Here is a 15,471-nt window from a genome sequence, read left to right as displayed (position 1 = left end):
CGCGGGGCCGGGCGGAATTCATGCGCGTATTGTTGACAGGCTCCTCCGGCTGGCTCGGTCGCTTCCTTGCGCCACGGCTGCGACAGGCCGGCCATGACGTGATCGGTCTCGACGTCGTCCCTGGCGAGGCGACCGGTGTCGTCGGCTCGGTGGCCGACCGATCGGTGGTCGACCGCGTGTTCGGCGATCACGGCATCGAGGCCGTGATCCATGGCGGCGCGCTGCACAAGCCGGATATCGCGCGGTTCTCGCTGCAGGCCTTTGTCGACGTCAACGTCACCGGCACGCTCAACCTGCTGCAGGCAGCCGCGGCCGCCGGCCACGGCCGTTTCGTCTTCACCTCGACGACCTCGCTGATGATCTCGCAGGCGATCCGCGACGATGAAGGTCATGCGGCGGTCTGGCTCGACGAGACGACAGGGCCGCTCGAGCCGCGCAACATCTACGGAGTTACAAAACTCGCCGCCGAAGGGCTGTGCCGGCTGTACAGCCGCGAGCATGGGCTGAACTGCGCGGTGCTGCGCACCAGCCGTTTCTTCCCCGAGGACGACGACACGATCCGCGACATCCATGGCGAGAACCTGAAAGCGATCGAGCTGCTGCACCGCCGCCTCACGGTCGAGGATGCCGCCGATGCCCATGTCGTCGCGCTCGAAAGAATCCGAGGCTTCGAGGTCTTTGTGATCAGCGCGCCGACGCCGTTTGTACGAAGCGATGTCGCCGCGCTCAAGACGGACGCGGCAGACGTGATCGCGCGCCATTTCCCTGATGCGCCGGCACTGTTCGCGCGGCGCGGCTGGCACCTGCCGACATCGATCGGCCGGATCTACGACGCGGGCAAGGCCGAACGACTGCTCGGTTTCCGCGCGGCAACCGACTTTGCCGCGGTGCTCGGCGCCTTGCGCAGCGGCGAGCCGCTTCCCTTTGCGCACGATCCCGATTATGTCTCGCCGTCAACGAGGCTCGCAAATGGCTGATTTTCACGGCGTCTTTCCGTATCTGGTGTCTCCGGTCGATCCCGCCGGCCATGTCCGCACCGAGGTGCTGGGCCGGCTCTGCGACGATCTGATCAAGGCCGGCGTCCATGGCTTGACGCCGCTCGGCTCGACCGGCGAATTCGCCTATCTCAACAATGCGCAGCGCATGCAGGTGGTGCAGACCACGATCGAGGCCGCGCAGGGCCGCGTGCCCGTGGTGGCCGGCGTCGCATCGACCTCGACGGCGGATGCGGTAGCGCAGGCCAAGGCCTATCAGAAGCGTGGCGCGACCGGCATTCTCGCGATCATGGAGGCGTATTTTCCGATCGGCGACGCCCAGGTGGAATCCTATTTCCGCGCCATCGCCGACGCCGTCGACATTCCGGTCGTGATCTACACCAATCCGAATTTCCAGCGCTCCGACCTCACGCTGGACGTCATCGCGCGCCTCGCCGAGCATCCGCGGATCGGCTACATCAAGGATGCCTCGACCAACACCGGCCGGCTGCTGTCGATCATGAACCGCTGTGGCGACAGCCTGAAAGTGTTCTCGGCGTCTGCCCATATTCCGGCCGCGGTGATGCTGATCGGCGGCCATGGCTGGATGGCCGGCCCCGCCTGCATCATCCCGCGGCAAAGCGTCGAACTCTACAACCTCTGCCGCCGCACCCGCTGGGACGAGGCGATGGTCCTGCAGCGCAAGCTCTGGCGCATCAACGAGGCGTTCGCCCGCTTCAACCTCGCCGCCTGCATCAAGGCCGGGCTCGCGAGCCAGGGCTACGATGTCGGCGACCCCGTGCCGCCGCAGGCGCCGCTCACGGCCGAGCAGCGCAAGGTGGTTGAGGCAGCGTTGCGCGACCTGGCGTGAGACGGAGCGAAACCGCCCTCGAGCGCCATGCCGCGATCGGTTCTCTCTCTCTCTCTCTCTCTCTCTCTCTCTCTCTCTCTCTCTCTCTCTGCCGCGGACGTCGCGTTGGCCTACACCAGTCTCAAGCCTTCCGGCGGCGTGTCGCGGATCAGGCCCTCTAGATCGCTCCGTTCGAGCGTCTCCTTCTCCAGCAGCTGCTTGGCCGCGCGGTCGAGGATGCCACGGCGCGCGGTCAGAATGCCCTCGGTGCGCTGGAACACGCGGTCAACGATCGCGCGCACCTCATCGTCGATCGAGGCCGCCGTGTCCTCCGCATAGTCACGCTCGCGCACGGGATAGGGCCGATCGGCTCCGGCCAGGAAGCTGCCGGGTTCGCGGTCATAGGCAACGCTGCCGAGTTTTTCGGACATGCCATAGCGCGTCACCATGCTGCGAGCGATGTCGGTTACGCGGCGCAGGTCGTCAGCCGCGCCGGTCGAGAGATGCCTGAACACGATCAACTCCGCGGTGCGGCCGCCGAGCAGCACCGCCATCTTGTTCTCCAGCTCCTCCTTCGTCATCAGGAAGCGATCCTCGATCGGCCGCTGGATGGTGTAGCCGAGCGCGCCGACGCCGCGCGGGATGATCGAGACCTTGTGCACGGGGTCGACGCCGGGCAGCGATAGCGCGACCAGTGCATGGCCCATCTCGTGATAGGCCACGATCTCCCGCTCCTTCGGATTGAGCAGGCGGTTGCGCTTTTCGAGGCCGGCGACCATGCGCTCGATGGCGTGGTTGAAGTCGCTCATGCCGACCGCCTCGGCGCCGCGCCGGGTCGCCAGCAGCGCCGCCTCATTGACGAGATTGGCAAGGTCGGCGCCGGTGAACCCTGGAGTCAGCGCCGCTACCGCGTCTGGGTCGACGTCGGGATCGGTCCGAACCTTCGTCATGTGTACGTTGAGGATCGCAATTCGTCCTTTCTTGTCGGGACGGTCGACCAGCACCTGGCGATCGAAACGGCCGGCGCGCAACAGTGCAGGATCGAGGATTTCCGGCCGGTTGCTGGCGGCCAGGATGACAAGGCCGGAGCGCGAGTCGAAGCCGTCGAGCTCCACGAGGAGCTGGTTCAGCGTCTGTTCCTTCTCGTCGTGACCGCCCGCGAATGGGCCGATGCCACGGGCGCGGCCGAGCGCATCGAGCTCGTCGATAAAGATGATCGCCGGCGCCTTCTCGTGCGCCTGCTGAAACAGGTCGCGCACCCGCGCCGCGCCCACGCCGACGAACATCTCGACGAATTCCGATCCCGAGATCGAGTAGAACGGCACACGCGCCTCGCCGGCCACCGCTTTCGCCAGCAGGGTCTTTCCCGTGCCGGGAGGTCCGACCAACAGCACACCCTTCGGCATCCGCCCGCCGAGCCGGCCATAGTCGGTCGGGTTCTTCAGGAAATCGACGACTTCGCGCAGCTCGTCCTTGGCCTCGTCGACGCCGGCGACGTCGCCGAAGGTCACGCCGGTATTGGATTCGACGTAGATCTTGGCCTTGCTCTTGCCGATCGCCATCAGCCCGCCACCGAGACCGCCGCTCTCGGCTGCGCGCTTGCCGATGTACCACCACAGGCCGAAGAACAGCAGCACCGGCATGACCCATGACAACAGATCGCGCAGGAAAGTGCTCTCGATCTGCCCGGTGAAGCGGACGTGGTACTTCTCGAGCTCCTGTGCCACATCCTGGTCGACCCGCGTGGTCACGAACTGCTTTTGCCCGCCGGGCAGCGGCTCCTTCAGCATGCCCTGCACGGTGCGGTCGGAGATGCCAACCGCGTCGACCTTCCCCTGGCGAAGCAGTTGCTGGTATTCGCTGTAGGGAATCACCGCGACCCTGTTCACGGTCGTGATCATGTACTGAATCAGGAAAACCGCGATGATCGCTGTGACGGCATATCCGATATTGAACCGGGTTTGTTTGGTCATGCCGAAAGCTCCGATCAATACGGGATGGATTGCCGCTTGGGGCCGGGCGATCCGGCCGAAGCCGGTACCGGAGAGTGCGACGCATTAAAGGAACAACTCAAAACCGGCAGCTCGGTTTCATGGGTCCGGTTTGCGCGACAACATCGCACTTGGCCTTGTCAAGGCCGAAAAGTGTGGCATTTGTCGCCACGGCGAGCCCAGCAACCTCCGACGCCTGGGCGCGTTTATCGGCGCAACCGAGTGAAGGCTCCATGAACCGACGTCATCTTGCGGTCCTTGCCGTCGTCGCGGCCATCCTGCTCATCCTCGCGGCCGGCAACATGCGACAGGCCCCGTGGAGCGGCCCGGCTGCCCGCGCGGTCGCCGACCGCGGCGCGCTGGCGGACGCCGAAAAGGCCAACGTCGACATATTCGAGAAGGCCTCGCCGTCGGTCGTCCAGGTCGTGACGCAGACCGCGGCCAATCCGCTGAGCGAGGAGCAGGAAGGCGGTGCGGCGTCCGGCACCGGCATTGTCTGGGACGATGACGGCCATGTCGTCACCAACAACCACGTGGTGCAGAGCGCAACCCAGGTCGCGATCCGCTTTGCCTCAGGGGAAGCGGTGCGCGCCGAGATCGTCGGCACGGCGCCGAACTACGATCTGGCGGTGCTGCGCATACGCAGCGCGCGCAGCCTGCCGCAGCCGTTGGCGCTCGGTAGTTCGGCTGATCTCAAGGTCGGCCAGTTTGCCTATGCGATCGGTAACCCGTTCGGGCTCGACCAGTCGATGTCCAGCGGTATCATCAGCGCGCTCAAGCGCAGGCTGCCGACCTCCAGCGGGCGCGAGATATCCAACGTGATCCAGACCGACACGGCGATCAACCCCGGTAATTCTGGTGGCCCATTGCTTGATTCCGCTGGCCGCTTGATCGGCGTAACCACGGCGATCCTCTCGCCGTCAGGCTCGAATGCGGGCATCGGCTTTGCGATCCCGGTCGACGTCGTCAATCGCGTCGTGCCCGAACTGATCCGCAACGGCCGCGTGCCGACGCCGGGGATTGGCATCGTGACCGCCAACGAGGCGGTCGCCACGCGTCTGGGCGCCGAAGGCTTGATCGTGGTGCGCACGACACCGGGCTCGCCGGCCGAGCGCGTTGGGCTCCGTGGCGTCGATCTATCAACCGGTGAACTGGGCGACGTGATCACCGCAGTCGATGGCAAGCCGGTCCACCGGCTGTCCGACCTGGCCGATCAGATTGAGCAAATCGGGGTCGGCAAGAAGGTACGCCTGAGCGTCAACCGCGATGGTTCGACGCGCGATGTCGAGGTCGCCGTCGTCGATATCGGCCGAGCGCAATAATGTAGTCTCTGGCCGGCCGAGTGCCACCGGCGCGGCCACGCCCCTGCCGCGGGATGGACGTCCTCGTGGCGCGGTTGTCAGGCCGCCAAAATCCGCTAAAACCCCCGCCAAATTCTTGGAAGCTCGAAGGACTCACTGATGAACATTCTTCCCGGCAACATGCGTTTTGGTGCGGGCCAGCCGGTCAAGCGCCTGGAAGACCAGCGGCTGATCACCGGGAAGGGGCATTTCATCGACGACAAGCCCGCGGATGGCACGCTCTGGCTGCACGTGCTGCGCTCGCCTCATGCCCACGCCAACATCAAGTCGATCGACGTCAAGGCGGCGTTGGAGATGCCCGGCGTTGCGGCGGTCTATACCGGCGCCGACCTCGTGAAGGACGATATCGGCACGCTGCCGACGCTCGCGATCTTCAAGCGGCCCGACGGCTCGCCGATGTCCGTGCCGCCGCGGCGCCTGCTGGCGCATGAGGTGGTGCGCTACGCGGGCGAGGGTGTCGCGGCTGTTGTCGCAACCTCGCGCGTGCTGGCGCAGACCGCGGCCGAAGCGATCGAGATCGATTACGAGGTGCTGCCCTCGGTGGTCGATCCGGTCGAGGCGATCAAGCCTGGTGCGCCGGTGGTCTGGCCGGAGGCGCCCGACAATATCGTGGCCGCGATGAGCTATGGCGACGCCGCCAAGGTCGAGGCAGCCTTCGCCGGCGCCACGCATAAAGTGTCGCTCGACCTGGTCAGCCAGCGCCTGGTGCCCTCGGCGATGGAGCCGCGCTCGACCATTGCCGAGATCGAGAACAAGACCGGACGGCTGATTCTCCATGTGCAGTCGCAGACCCCGGGCTCGACCCGCGATCTGCTGGCGGAATCGATCCTGAAGCGGCCGAAGGACAGCGTGCGCGTGCTGGTCGGCGACATCGGCGGCGGCTTCGGCCAGAAGACCAGCCTGTATCCGGAAGACGGCATCGTCGCCTATGCGGCGATCAAGCTGAATGAGAAGATCCGCTGGCGCGGCGACCGCACCGACGAGTTCGTCGGCGGCACCCACGGTCGCGACCTCACCTCGACCGGCGAGTTCGCGCTCGACGCCAAGGGCCGCGTGCTGGCTTATCGGGTGCGCTCTATCGGCGGCACCGGCGCCTATTCGTCGGGCACCGCCAATATCATTCCGCTGGTGCTCGGCCCGTTCGTGCAGACCGGAGTCTACGATCTGCCGCTGGTGCATTTCGAGGTGAAGTCGGTGATGACCAACACCGCGCCGGTCGGCGCCTATCGCGGCGCCGGCAGGCCGGAGGCGGTGTTCATCGTCGAGCGGCTGTTCGGTGCCGCCGCGCGCCAGATCGGCATGGACCCGCGCACCATCCGCAAGGTCAACTACATCAAGCCGGCGCAGCTGCCCTACACCAATGCGGTCGGGCAGGTGTACGATTCCGGCGCCTTCGCCCACATGCTGGAGCGCGCCTCCGATTTGGCCGATTGGAACGGCTTTGCCGCGCGCAAGAAGGCGGCAAAGAAGAAGGGCCTGCTCTACGGCCGCGGCCTGACCAGCTACATCGAATGGACCGGCGGCCGCGCCCACACCGAGAACGTCTCGCTGCATGCGACCGCCGAAGGCCGCGTGATCCTGCATTCCGGCACCATGGCGATGGGGCAGGGCCTCGCCACCACCTACACGCAGATGATCGCCGATACGCTCGGCATTGCCATGGAGAAGATCGACGTCATCCAGGGCGACACGGATCTCGCCACCGGATTCGGCAGCGTCGGCTCTCGCTCGCTGTTCGTCGGCGGCACCGCGGTTGCGGTCTCCACCAACGACATGATCAACAAGGCGCGCGACAAGGCCTCCCATCTGCTGGAAGCCTCCGTCGAGGACATCGAGTATCGCGACGGCTTCCTCACTGTGGTCGGCACTGACAGGCGCATCAGCCTGTTCGAGATCGCGGCTAAGGAAAGCGGCGCAAAGCTCTCGGTCGAGAGCGAGGGCAATGTCGACGGCCCGAGCTGGCCGAACGGCACCCATATCTGCGAGGTCGAGATCGATCCCCAAACCGGCGTCACGCGGGTCGTGCGCTACACCACGGTCGACGACGTCGGCGTCGCGGTCAATCCGATGCTGGTGACGGGGCAGGTGCATGGCGGCGTTGTCCAGGGCATCGGCCAGGCCCTGTACGAAGGCGTGGCCTACAGCGAGGAAGGTCAGCTTCTGACCGCAAGCTATCAGGACTATTGCATCCCGCGCGCCTCGGACATTCCGCCGATCACGGTGACGCTCGATCCCTCCGCGCCCTGCAAGACCAATCCGCTGGGCGCCAAGGGCTGCGGCGAGTCGGGTGCGATCGGCGGCCCGCCCTGCATCACCAACGGCGTGATGGATGCGCTGAGCGAGGTCGGGATCACCCAGCTGAACACGCCGCTGACACCGGTGAAGATCTGGCAGGCGATCCGGGACGCCAAGGCGGGCGCGTAGCCCGCCAGCGTCGCCACCCTCGGGCGAGGAGGCGCTTACAAGGCGGCGCTTGCATGATTTCGGAATATTGGAAATCTATCCCTGATTTGCCCGGCGTGTCAAGTTGCCTGGTCGAACGCCGGCAGCCGCCAGCTCCTTTGCATGGGGTTGTTTTCGATATTTTGGCGGCGCGCACTTGGCGGGAAGTTCCTCCACCGTCACCTCTCTCCAGGGGAGGGTGACGGGATGGCGAGCGCGTCCCGGCGCGCGCTACAGCCCCAGCACCATCTTGGCGATGATGTCGCGCTGGATCTCCGACGATCCGCCGAAGATCGTATACGCCCGCCCGTTGAGATATTCCGGCACCACCGGCAACAGCTCTTCCGGGATCGCCGGCTCGTGGTTCAGCTTGTAGAACGGCCGCGCCGGCTCGACCGCAAGGCCGTCCTGGCCGATCACGTCGACGCCGAGCCGCGTCACCGCCTGGCGGATCTCGCTGACGCGTAGCTTGATCAGCGACGACACCGCACCCGGGTTCTGCCCGGTCTGTAGCGCCGACAGCACCCTGAGCTCGGTCATCTCGAGCGCATCGATGTCGACCTCGACCTCCGACATCCGCATCGCGATGTCGGGGTCCTCGATGGCGTGGCCGGTGATGTCGGAGCCAGCGAGGTCTGAGATCGTCTTCAGCGCCTCGCGCAGCTTGGCCGAGGCGATGCCCGAGCCGCGCTCGAATTCGAGCAGGTACTTGCCGTAGGTCCAGCCCTTGCCTTCCTCGCCGACGCGGTTGGCGACGGGCACGCGGACGTCGTCGAAGAACACCTGGTTGACCTCGTGGTCGCCGCCGATGGTCAGGATCGGGCGCGTGGTGATGCCGGGCGTCTTCATGTCGATCAGGATGAAGCTGATGCCGTCCTGCTGCCGCTCGCCCTCATTGGTGCGCACCAGCGCGAACACGCGGTTGGCGTGGTGGGCATGCGTGGTCCAGATCTTGGTGCCGTTGATGATGTAGTCGTCGCCGTCGCGCACCGCGCGGGTCTTCAGCGAGGCAAGGTCGGAGCCCGAGCCCGGCTCGGAATAGCCCTGACACCAATAATCCTCTCCGGACAGAATCCGCGGCAGATAAAAATTCTGCTGCTCCGGCGAGCCGAAGCCGATGATGACGGGGCCGACCATCTTCACGCCCATCACGTTGACATTGGGCACGCCGGCACGGGCACACTCGGCCTCGAAGATCCAGCGTTGCGCCGGCGTCCAGTCCGGACCGCCATGCTCCACCGGCCAGCCCGGCGCGCCCCAGCCCTTCCGGTGCAGCGCGCGCTGCCAGGCCATGCCGATATCGGGATCGGAGAACACCGACGGCGTCAGCGCGGTGGCGCGCTTCATTTCCGGCGTCAGGCTACTGGCGATGTAGTCGCGGACTTCCTGCTCGAAGGCGCGTTCCCCGGCACTGAAGGTGAGATCCATGGTGCGCTCTCCGTTAGGCGTGGGCGCGGCCGCTCAGGGCGGCATGGCGGCGATAATGATGGGCGCTGCCGCCGAACAACGTATCGAAGGCAAGCAGCCGCTTGAAATAGGCGCCGATGTCGAGTTCCTCGGTGACGCCCATGGCGCCATGCAGCTGCACCGATTGCTCGGCGACGAAGCGCGCGCATTTGCCGATCTTCGCCTTGGCGCCGGACGCTGCACGGCCGCGCGCCACGGGTTCGGCGTTGGCCATCAGCGCGGCGCGCAGCGCCATCGAACGCGCTTCGTCGACCTGCATCGCCACATCGGCGAGGCGATGGCGGATCACCTGGTTGGCCGATAGCGGCTGGCCGAACTGCTTGCGGATTTTGGTGTATTCGAGCGTGGTGTCGAGCAGCGTCTGCATGATGCCGACCGCCTCGGCGCCCAGCGCAGCCATTGCGCGGTCGACCACGGTCTCGATCGCGGACAGCGCATCGCTACCGTCGCCGAGCAGCGCGTCGGCGGGCAATTGCACATCCTTCAGATCGAGATTGCAGCCGCGTCCGCCACCGAGGCGCGCGTAGTCGCGCAGAGTGAGGCCAGGCGCGCCAGCCGGCACCAGGAACAGGACAAGCCTGCCGGACGCGCCATTGGCGTTGGCGACGCGGGCCGAGACGATAATCTGATTGGCGGCCGCGCCGTCGAGCACGGCGATCTTGCCGCCATTCAGCCGCCAGCCGTCGGCGGTCTTGGTGGCTGTCGTGCCGACACGGGCGAGATCGAAGCGTGCGGCGCGCTCCGAATGCGCGAAGGCGAGGGTGAGTCCACCCCCGGCAACATCAGGCAGGATCGCCTGCTGCTGCGCCTCGGTGCCGCATTCGGCGACCAGCGCGGCGCCGATCACGACCGTGGAGAGGAAGGGCTCGGACACCAGCCCGCGGCCGAATGCTTCCATCAGGATGCCGATTTCGATCGCGCCGCCGCCGAGCCCGCCATGGGCTTCGGTGATCGGCAGCGCCAGCCAGCCGAGCTCAGCGAACTGCTTCCAGATCGCGGGCGAAAAGCCGAGCGGATCGTTCGCAGTCTTCTTGCGATGTTCGGCGGTGAAGGTTCCCGCCACGAAGCGGTCGGCACTTTCGCGCAGCAGGCGCTGCTCGTCGCTGAGGGTAAGGTCCATCTGCTCTACTTCACGTTGGCATTTTTTCTGACGGAAGGATGGAGACCCGCAGGGTCCACCACCATGCCGAACTCCTGAAGATTGTGGGCGTGGCAGAGCTGATGCAGCGCGAAGGCCTGATCGATCGCAGCAGGCTGCCCCATGATGTCGACGGAGCGGTTCACCGCCTCCTTCGAAAGCTTCAGCGCGAAGGCGGGTTTTGCGGCGATCCGCCGGGCCAGCGCCAGCGTAAAGGAGGAGAGATCGGCGCGCGGCACCACGTGATTGACCATGCCGAGGCGATGCGCCTCGTCGGCGCCCCAGACGTCGGCGGTGAACAGCATCTCCTTGGCCTTGCGGGCGCCGAGCTCCCAGGGGTGCACGAACCACTCGACGCCGCAGACGCCCATCGTCACCACGGGATCACAGAACTCGGCATCATGGCTCGCGACGATCAGGTCGCAGGCCCAGGCCAGCATCAGCCCGCCGGCGATGCACTTGCCGTGCACCTCCGCGATCATCGGTTTTGCCAGATTGCGCCAGCGCCGGGTGATCTGCAGATAAATCTCCTGCTCGCGCGCGAAGCGGCCATGGGCATTGGGTTCGGCAAAACCGCCCCAATTTCCGACTGGCGGGAAATCGACGCCCGCCTGGTTCTTAGCCGTAGGCCGCAGATCGTGACCGGATGAGAAATGCGGGCCGTTGCCGGCGAGGATGATGATCTTGACAGCGTCGTCCTGCACCGCCTGGTCGAAGGCGGCGTTGAGGTCGTAGGTCATCTGCAGATTCTGGGCGTTGCGGGCCTCGGGGCGATTCATCACGATTCGCGCAATCGTGGGCTCGGGCCGTTCGACAACAATCGTCTCGAATTGTTCAGACGCCATGGATCCTCCCAGGATCAATTTTCCTGGCATGATGAACGGCGCGGGGAGGGATAGGCAAGGGCCATCATCTGCAAAATCCGCCGCGAATCCCGCCACGTGGGATTGTCAGGCGAAAATCTGCTACCGTGAGAGAGAATCCACCCGGGAGGACTATCTTCATGCGCAAGCTTTGGACCGTGCTGGCAGCGCTGGCGACATTGAGCCTGACCAACTGCGGCTACAACGCGATCCAGACCAATGACGAGCAGGTCAAGTCGAGCTGGTCGGAAGTGGTGAACCAGTACCAGCGGCGCGCGGATCTCGTGCCGAACCTGGTCAACTCGGTGAAGGGCTTTGCGCAGCAGGAGAAGGACGTGCTGCTCGGCGTCACCAACGCGCGTGCCAAGGTCGGCAGCATCCAGGCGACGCCCGAGGTGCTCAACGATCCGGCCGCGTTCCAGAAATTCACGCAGGCGCAGGGTGAACTCACCAGCGCGCTCTCGCGGCTCTTGGTCGTCACCGAAAACTACCCGCAGCTGAAATCGGATGCGTTGTTCCGCGACCTGATGGCGCAGCTCGAGGGCACCGAGAACCGCATCACCGTGGCGCGCAACCGCTACATCAAGTCGGTGCAGGACTATAACGTCGGCATCCGCACCTTCCCGAACAATCTGACTGCGATGGTGTTCGGCTACAAGGACAAGCCGAACTTCACGGTCGACAACGAGAAGGAGATCTCGACCGCGCCGAAGGTCGATTTCAATCCGGCGCCGGCCCCCGCGCCGTCGAAATAGCGTCGGCGTGCCCCCCAACGCGATGACCGCCGCACGCGTCATCCTGCTCGCCTTCCTGCTGGGTTTCGTGTGCCCGGCGCTGGCCGAGGTCACGGTGCCACCGCTCACCGGCCGCGTCGTCGACCAAACCGGGACGCTGTCGGCGAGCGATGTCGCATCGCTGACCGACAGGCTCAAGGATCTGGAGACCCGCAAGGGCAGCCAGATCGCGGTCCTGATCGTGCCGACCACCGGCGAGGAAACGATCGAGCAGTTCTCGATCCGCGTTGCCGAGGCCTGGAAGATCGGGCGCAAGAAGGTCGACGACGGCGCGCTGTTCGTCGTCGCCAAGAATGACCGGCACTTGCGCATCGAGGTCGGCTACGGCCTCGAAGGCGTGCTGAGCGACGTCGTCACCCACCGCATCATCGACGAGGACATCACGCCGAAATTCAAGGCCGGCGATTTCGCCGGCGGCATCTCGGCCGGCGTCGACCGGATGATCCGCCTGGTCAATGGCGAGCAATTGCCGGCGCCGGAGCCCGAACATTGGCAAGGCCCCAACCTCGTCGATCTCGCCAATCCGGTGACGATCTTTGTCGTCATCATCGTGGCGAGCGCACTGCGCGCGATGCTGGGGCGGCTGTTGGGCTCGGCTGCGACCGGCGGCATTGTCGGCGTCTTCACCTGGCTGGTGGCCGGCTCGCTCGCCACCGCCCTGGTGGTCGGGGTGTTCGCCGCTGTCGCGGCCTTGATCTTTGGCGGGTTGAATTTCGGCGGGCCGGCGGCCGGCTCGGGACCATACCGGCGCGGCGGCGGGTATTCCGGCGGCTGGTCCGGCGGCGGTGGCTGGAGCAGCGGCTCGAGTTCGAGCGACAGCGGCGGCTTCAGCGGCGGAGGCGGCAGCTTCGGCGGCGGCGGCGCCTCGGGGAGCTGGTAGGCATATGAGCATCAAGCGCATCGGCAAGCATCTGCTCGAGCATCGCTGGCGGGTGCGGCGGGAGTTTCCGCCGCGCGTGCTCGACGCCATCGAGCGGGCGATCAAGGCCGGCGAGGCCACCCATTCCGGCCAGATCCGCTTCGTCGTCGAGGGCGCGCTCGATGGGGTGCCACTGTTCCGCAACCAGCCGGCGCGGGAACGGGCGCTCGACGTGTTCTCGCACTTACGGATCTGGGACACCCATCACAACAATGGTGTGCTGATCTATCTCTTGCTCGCCGACCGCGACGTCGAGATCGTCGCCGATCGCGGTATCGACGCCAAGGTCGGCCACGCCGGCTGGGAAGCGATCTGCCGCGCGATGGAAGCGGATTTTCGGGCAGGCCGGTTCGAGCAGGGCGTGATCAAGGGTATCGCGGCGGTGTCGCGGGAACTGGCGAAGCATTTTCCGCCTGCGGCAGGCGGCCCGAACGAGCTACCGGACAAGCCGGTGGTGATTTAGGGCGCTGTTGTCTCCTCGTCATTGCGAGCCAACGGGTCGCGCGAACGCGCGCCCGATGACAGGCTCCGCGAAGCAATCCATCTCACCATTTGTGGAGGCATGGATTGCTTCGTCGCTATCGCTCCTCGCAATGACGGAGAGAGAGCCTACGCCTTCACCGACGCCCGTTCGCCGACACGGTTGAACCAGGCGACGATATTGCCGTTCGACTGGTCCAGCGGCTGGCCGACCTGGTTGCCGAAATCGAGCCAGCAATAGAGCAGTATGTCGGCGAGCGTGAAGCGTTCGCCGCAGATGTAGTTGCGGCCATCGGCCATCTGGTCGTTCAGCCATTTGATGCGGTTGGCGGCGATCATCTTTAGCCCGGGCGAGGCCTCGGGCGCTACCGGAATGCGCTTCTCGAAGAATTTCAGCGCCTCGCCGAAGCGGTAGCCATTGGCGAGCGGCTCGGCGATGTTGAGATCGACGCGGCGCGTCCACATCCGGCATTCGGCGCGCTCTTCCGGTGTCGTGCCGATCATGGCGGGCGAGGGGTGCTTCTCCTCGAGATATTCGCAGATCGCGGTGATCTCGGAGAGGTAGTTGCCGCAGTCGAGCTCGAGTGCCGGCATCTGGCCGTGCGGATTGCGCTTCAGATGCGCTTCCTCGCGGTTCTCGCCCTTGCGCAGGTCGACGGCCTGCTTGGGTATCTCGATGCCCTTCTCCGCCATGAACATGCGCACGATGCGCGGATTGGGTCCGATCGAGTCGTAAAGCTTCATGGTCCTTGCTCCCTGTTTTTCAGTGTTGTTGCTGCCGTTGAACAGGCCGCGCGCGGGTTTGTCAAATGTGAACGCGCAATGACGGGGAAGAACTGAATCAGTCGTCGAGCTTGTTGAGGTCGCGCACCGACTGCATGATCGGCTCGAAATTCGAGCGCGCATCGAGCGCATCGAACAGTTGTGCGGTGTCCTCAAGCAGGCCGTGCGAACGTTGCAGCGCAATTCGCACGTCATCCTGCGGCGTGTCCGACAGGCGGCCATGACCGGACAGCAGGATCTTCGAATTGAGGCCCTTCAGCCGTTCCAGCGACTGGATGTAGTCGGCAATCGAGCCGGAGCCGAACACGCCGCCCATCACGCCGCCCGGCATCAGCGTGTCGGCTGCGAACAGCAGGCCCCTGTCCTGATCGAACAGCGTGATGCAGGCCGAGGTATGGCCCGGCGTGTACATCACGTTGAGGCGGAAATTGCCGAGATCGATCAGATTGCCTTCCTCGAGCCAGATGTCGATGTCGATCGGCACGTTCGGCTCGTTAAACATCTTGCGCAGCATCGAGAAGTCGTCGCGCAGCATGATCTTGTTGGCGGCGAGCCGGTGCGCGGCGATATAGGCGCTGCCGTGGAAATGATAGGCCGCGCCGATATGATCAAGATGCTCGTGGCTGAGCACCACCATGTCGATCATGTCCGGCGTCACCCCGAGATGGTTGAGACAGGCGACCAGCGACGGATAGTTTGTCGACAGCCCGACGTCGATCATGATCGTCCGCCTGCTGCCGCGCACGAGATAGGCATTCGCCGCCCGGTTCTTGAAGCGGATCTGGTAGACGTCGTCGGCGGCCTGGATCAGCGTGGCGACGTCGGCGTCGAACAGCGTCTTGAACGGGCTTGGCTTGCGCTCGCTCATGGGGAAGCCGCCGCTCGGTAAGTGACCGCATTGGATGCGCGCAGGCGTTTCGAGAGCGCGTCCATCACCATCAGCGCGAAGGCCGGCTGCTGGCTGACCAGATAGACGAAGCGGGCGTGATTGATCCGCATCACCCGCGTCGCGGGCGCGGAGGCGATGGCGGTTGCCGAGCGCGCCGAGCCGTCGATCACGGCCATCTCGCCAAAGAACTCGCCCTTGCCGAGGCTGACGATGACCGTCTTGTGTCCGCCATCGATCTTGGCGATGTCGACGGTGCCGTCGAGCACGACGAACAACTCGCGGCCGGTCGAGCCTTCCTCAAAAATGACGTCATCGACACCAAATTCCTTGATGCATTTCTCGATCGTCATGGCGCTCTCCTGCCTTCTGGCTGGAAGATGGCGGTATGTTAATCGGGAAAGCGCCGCGCGCAAACGGAAGCGGCGCAGATTGCCGCAGGGCAACATCGCCCAAATCCGGCCCGGAAAACTCCCTAAAATTTAGGTAATGGCGGAGCGGGGTAACCATTTCGCAAGCAATA

At 65.3% G+C, this 15,471-nt stretch carries 14 protein-coding genes; 7 read left to right on the top strand and 7 right to left on the bottom strand.

Features of this window, described 5'->3' with window-relative positions:
- The first annotated feature begins 20 nt into the window (after nt 1–20).
- Nucleotides 21–977 carry an NAD-dependent epimerase/dehydratase family protein gene (locus ABIB78_RS32905; RefSeq protein WP_429032344.1) on the top strand — a complete coding sequence of 319 codons (957 nt, stop codon included), beginning with the start codon at nt 21–23 and terminating at the stop codon, nt 975–977.
- On the top strand, nt 970–1,845 hold the full coding sequence (locus tag ABIB78_RS32900) for a dihydrodipicolinate synthase family protein (RefSeq protein ID WP_429032342.1): 876 nt from the start codon (nt 970–972) through the stop codon (nt 1,843–1,845). Before ABIB78_RS32905 ends, ABIB78_RS32900 begins: the two co-directional genes overlap by 8 nt.
- Nucleotides 1,846–1,955: 110 nt before the next feature.
- Here ABIB78_RS32900 and ftsH read toward each other — a convergent pair whose 3' ends face one another.
- On the bottom strand, nt 1,956–3,797 hold the full coding sequence (gene ftsH / locus ABIB78_RS32895) for an ATP-dependent zinc metalloprotease FtsH (RefSeq protein ID WP_429032339.1): 1,842 nt from the start codon (nt 3,795–3,797) through the stop codon (nt 1,956–1,958).
- A gap of 251 nt (nt 3,798–4,048) precedes the next feature.
- On the opposite strand from ftsH, the gene ABIB78_RS32890 reads away from it, so the two are divergent.
- Entirely contained in the window at nt 4,049–5,137 is a 1,089-nt protein-coding gene (locus tag ABIB78_RS32890; protein ID WP_429032336.1) for a S1C family serine protease, read from the top strand.
- A gap of 138 nt (nt 5,138–5,275) precedes the next feature.
- On the top strand, nt 5,276–7,600 hold the full coding sequence (locus tag ABIB78_RS32885; protein WP_429032334.1) for a xanthine dehydrogenase family protein molybdopterin-binding subunit: 2,325 nt from the start codon (nt 5,276–5,278) through the stop codon (nt 7,598–7,600).
- Between the two features lie 249 nt (nt 7,601–7,849).
- On the opposite strand, the gene ABIB78_RS32880 is transcribed toward ABIB78_RS32885, so the two are convergent.
- Genes ABIB78_RS32880 through ABIB78_RS32870 form a run of 3 tightly spaced genes read right to left on the bottom strand, consistent with a single transcriptional unit; the run spans nt 7,850 to nt 11,068 of the window.
- The gene (locus tag ABIB78_RS32880) at nt 7,850–9,046 is read right to left on the bottom strand and encodes an acyl-CoA dehydrogenase family protein (protein WP_429032332.1); all 1,197 of its coding nucleotides are present in this window, start codon (nt 9,044–9,046) and stop codon (nt 7,850–7,852) included.
- A 13-nt stretch (nt 9,047–9,059) separates the two neighbouring features.
- Complete coding sequence (locus tag ABIB78_RS32875; RefSeq protein WP_429032330.1) at nt 9,060–10,205, bottom strand: acyl-CoA dehydrogenase family protein; 1,146 nt, start codon at nt 10,203–10,205, stop codon at nt 9,060–9,062.
- A gap of 5 nt (nt 10,206–10,210) precedes the next feature.
- A complete protein-coding gene (locus tag ABIB78_RS32870) occupies nt 10,211–11,068 on the bottom strand; it encodes an enoyl-CoA hydratase (protein WP_429032327.1) in 858 nt (285 codons plus the stop codon).
- Nucleotides 11,069–11,226: 158 nt separating this feature from the next.
- On the opposite strand from ABIB78_RS32870, the gene ABIB78_RS32865 reads away from it, so the two are divergent.
- Genes ABIB78_RS32865 through ABIB78_RS32855 form a run of 3 tightly spaced genes read left to right on the top strand, consistent with a single transcriptional unit; the run spans nt 11,227 to nt 13,262 of the window.
- Nucleotides 11,227–11,841, top strand: a complete 615-nt coding sequence (locus tag ABIB78_RS32865; RefSeq protein WP_429032326.1) for a LemA family protein — start codon at nt 11,227–11,229, stop codon at nt 11,839–11,841.
- Between the two features lie 22 nt (nt 11,842–11,863).
- Complete coding sequence (locus tag ABIB78_RS32860; RefSeq protein WP_429032323.1) at nt 11,864–12,760, top strand: TPM domain-containing protein; 897 nt, start codon at nt 11,864–11,866, stop codon at nt 12,758–12,760.
- Nucleotides 12,761–12,764: 4 nt separating this feature from the next.
- Nucleotides 12,765–13,262 carry a TPM domain-containing protein gene (locus ABIB78_RS32855; protein ID WP_429032321.1) on the top strand — a complete coding sequence of 166 codons (498 nt, stop codon included), beginning with the start codon at nt 12,765–12,767 and terminating at the stop codon, nt 13,260–13,262.
- Nucleotides 13,263–13,408: 146 nt separating this feature from the next.
- Here the strand turns inward: ABIB78_RS32855 and ABIB78_RS32850 are convergent, their stop codons facing one another.
- The 3 genes from ABIB78_RS32850 to ABIB78_RS32840 form a co-directional block, all read right to left on the bottom strand.
- Nucleotides 13,409–14,023, bottom strand: coding sequence for a glutathione S-transferase family protein (locus ABIB78_RS32850; protein WP_429032318.1), 615 nt, complete (start codon nt 14,021–14,023; stop codon nt 13,409–13,411).
- Nucleotides 14,024–14,120: 97 nt separating this feature from the next.
- Nucleotides 14,121–14,930 carry an MBL fold metallo-hydrolase gene (locus ABIB78_RS32845; protein WP_429032316.1) on the bottom strand — a complete coding sequence of 270 codons (810 nt, stop codon included), beginning with the start codon at nt 14,928–14,930 and terminating at the stop codon, nt 14,121–14,123.
- A complete protein-coding gene (locus ABIB78_RS32840; RefSeq protein ID WP_429032315.1) occupies nt 14,927–15,301 on the bottom strand; it encodes a Crp/Fnr family transcriptional regulator in 375 nt (124 codons plus the stop codon). The genes ABIB78_RS32845 and ABIB78_RS32840 overlap by 4 nt, the downstream gene beginning before the upstream one ends.
- Nucleotides 15,302–15,471 lie beyond the last annotated feature (170 nt).

The organism is Bradyrhizobium sp. I1.14.4 (assembly GCF_050435825.1).
Taxonomy (GTDB): domain Bacteria; phylum Pseudomonadota; class Alphaproteobacteria; order Rhizobiales; family Xanthobacteraceae; genus Bradyrhizobium.
Note: the sequence above shows the minus strand (reverse complement) of the source record. Positions and strands in the feature narration are given on the sequence as shown.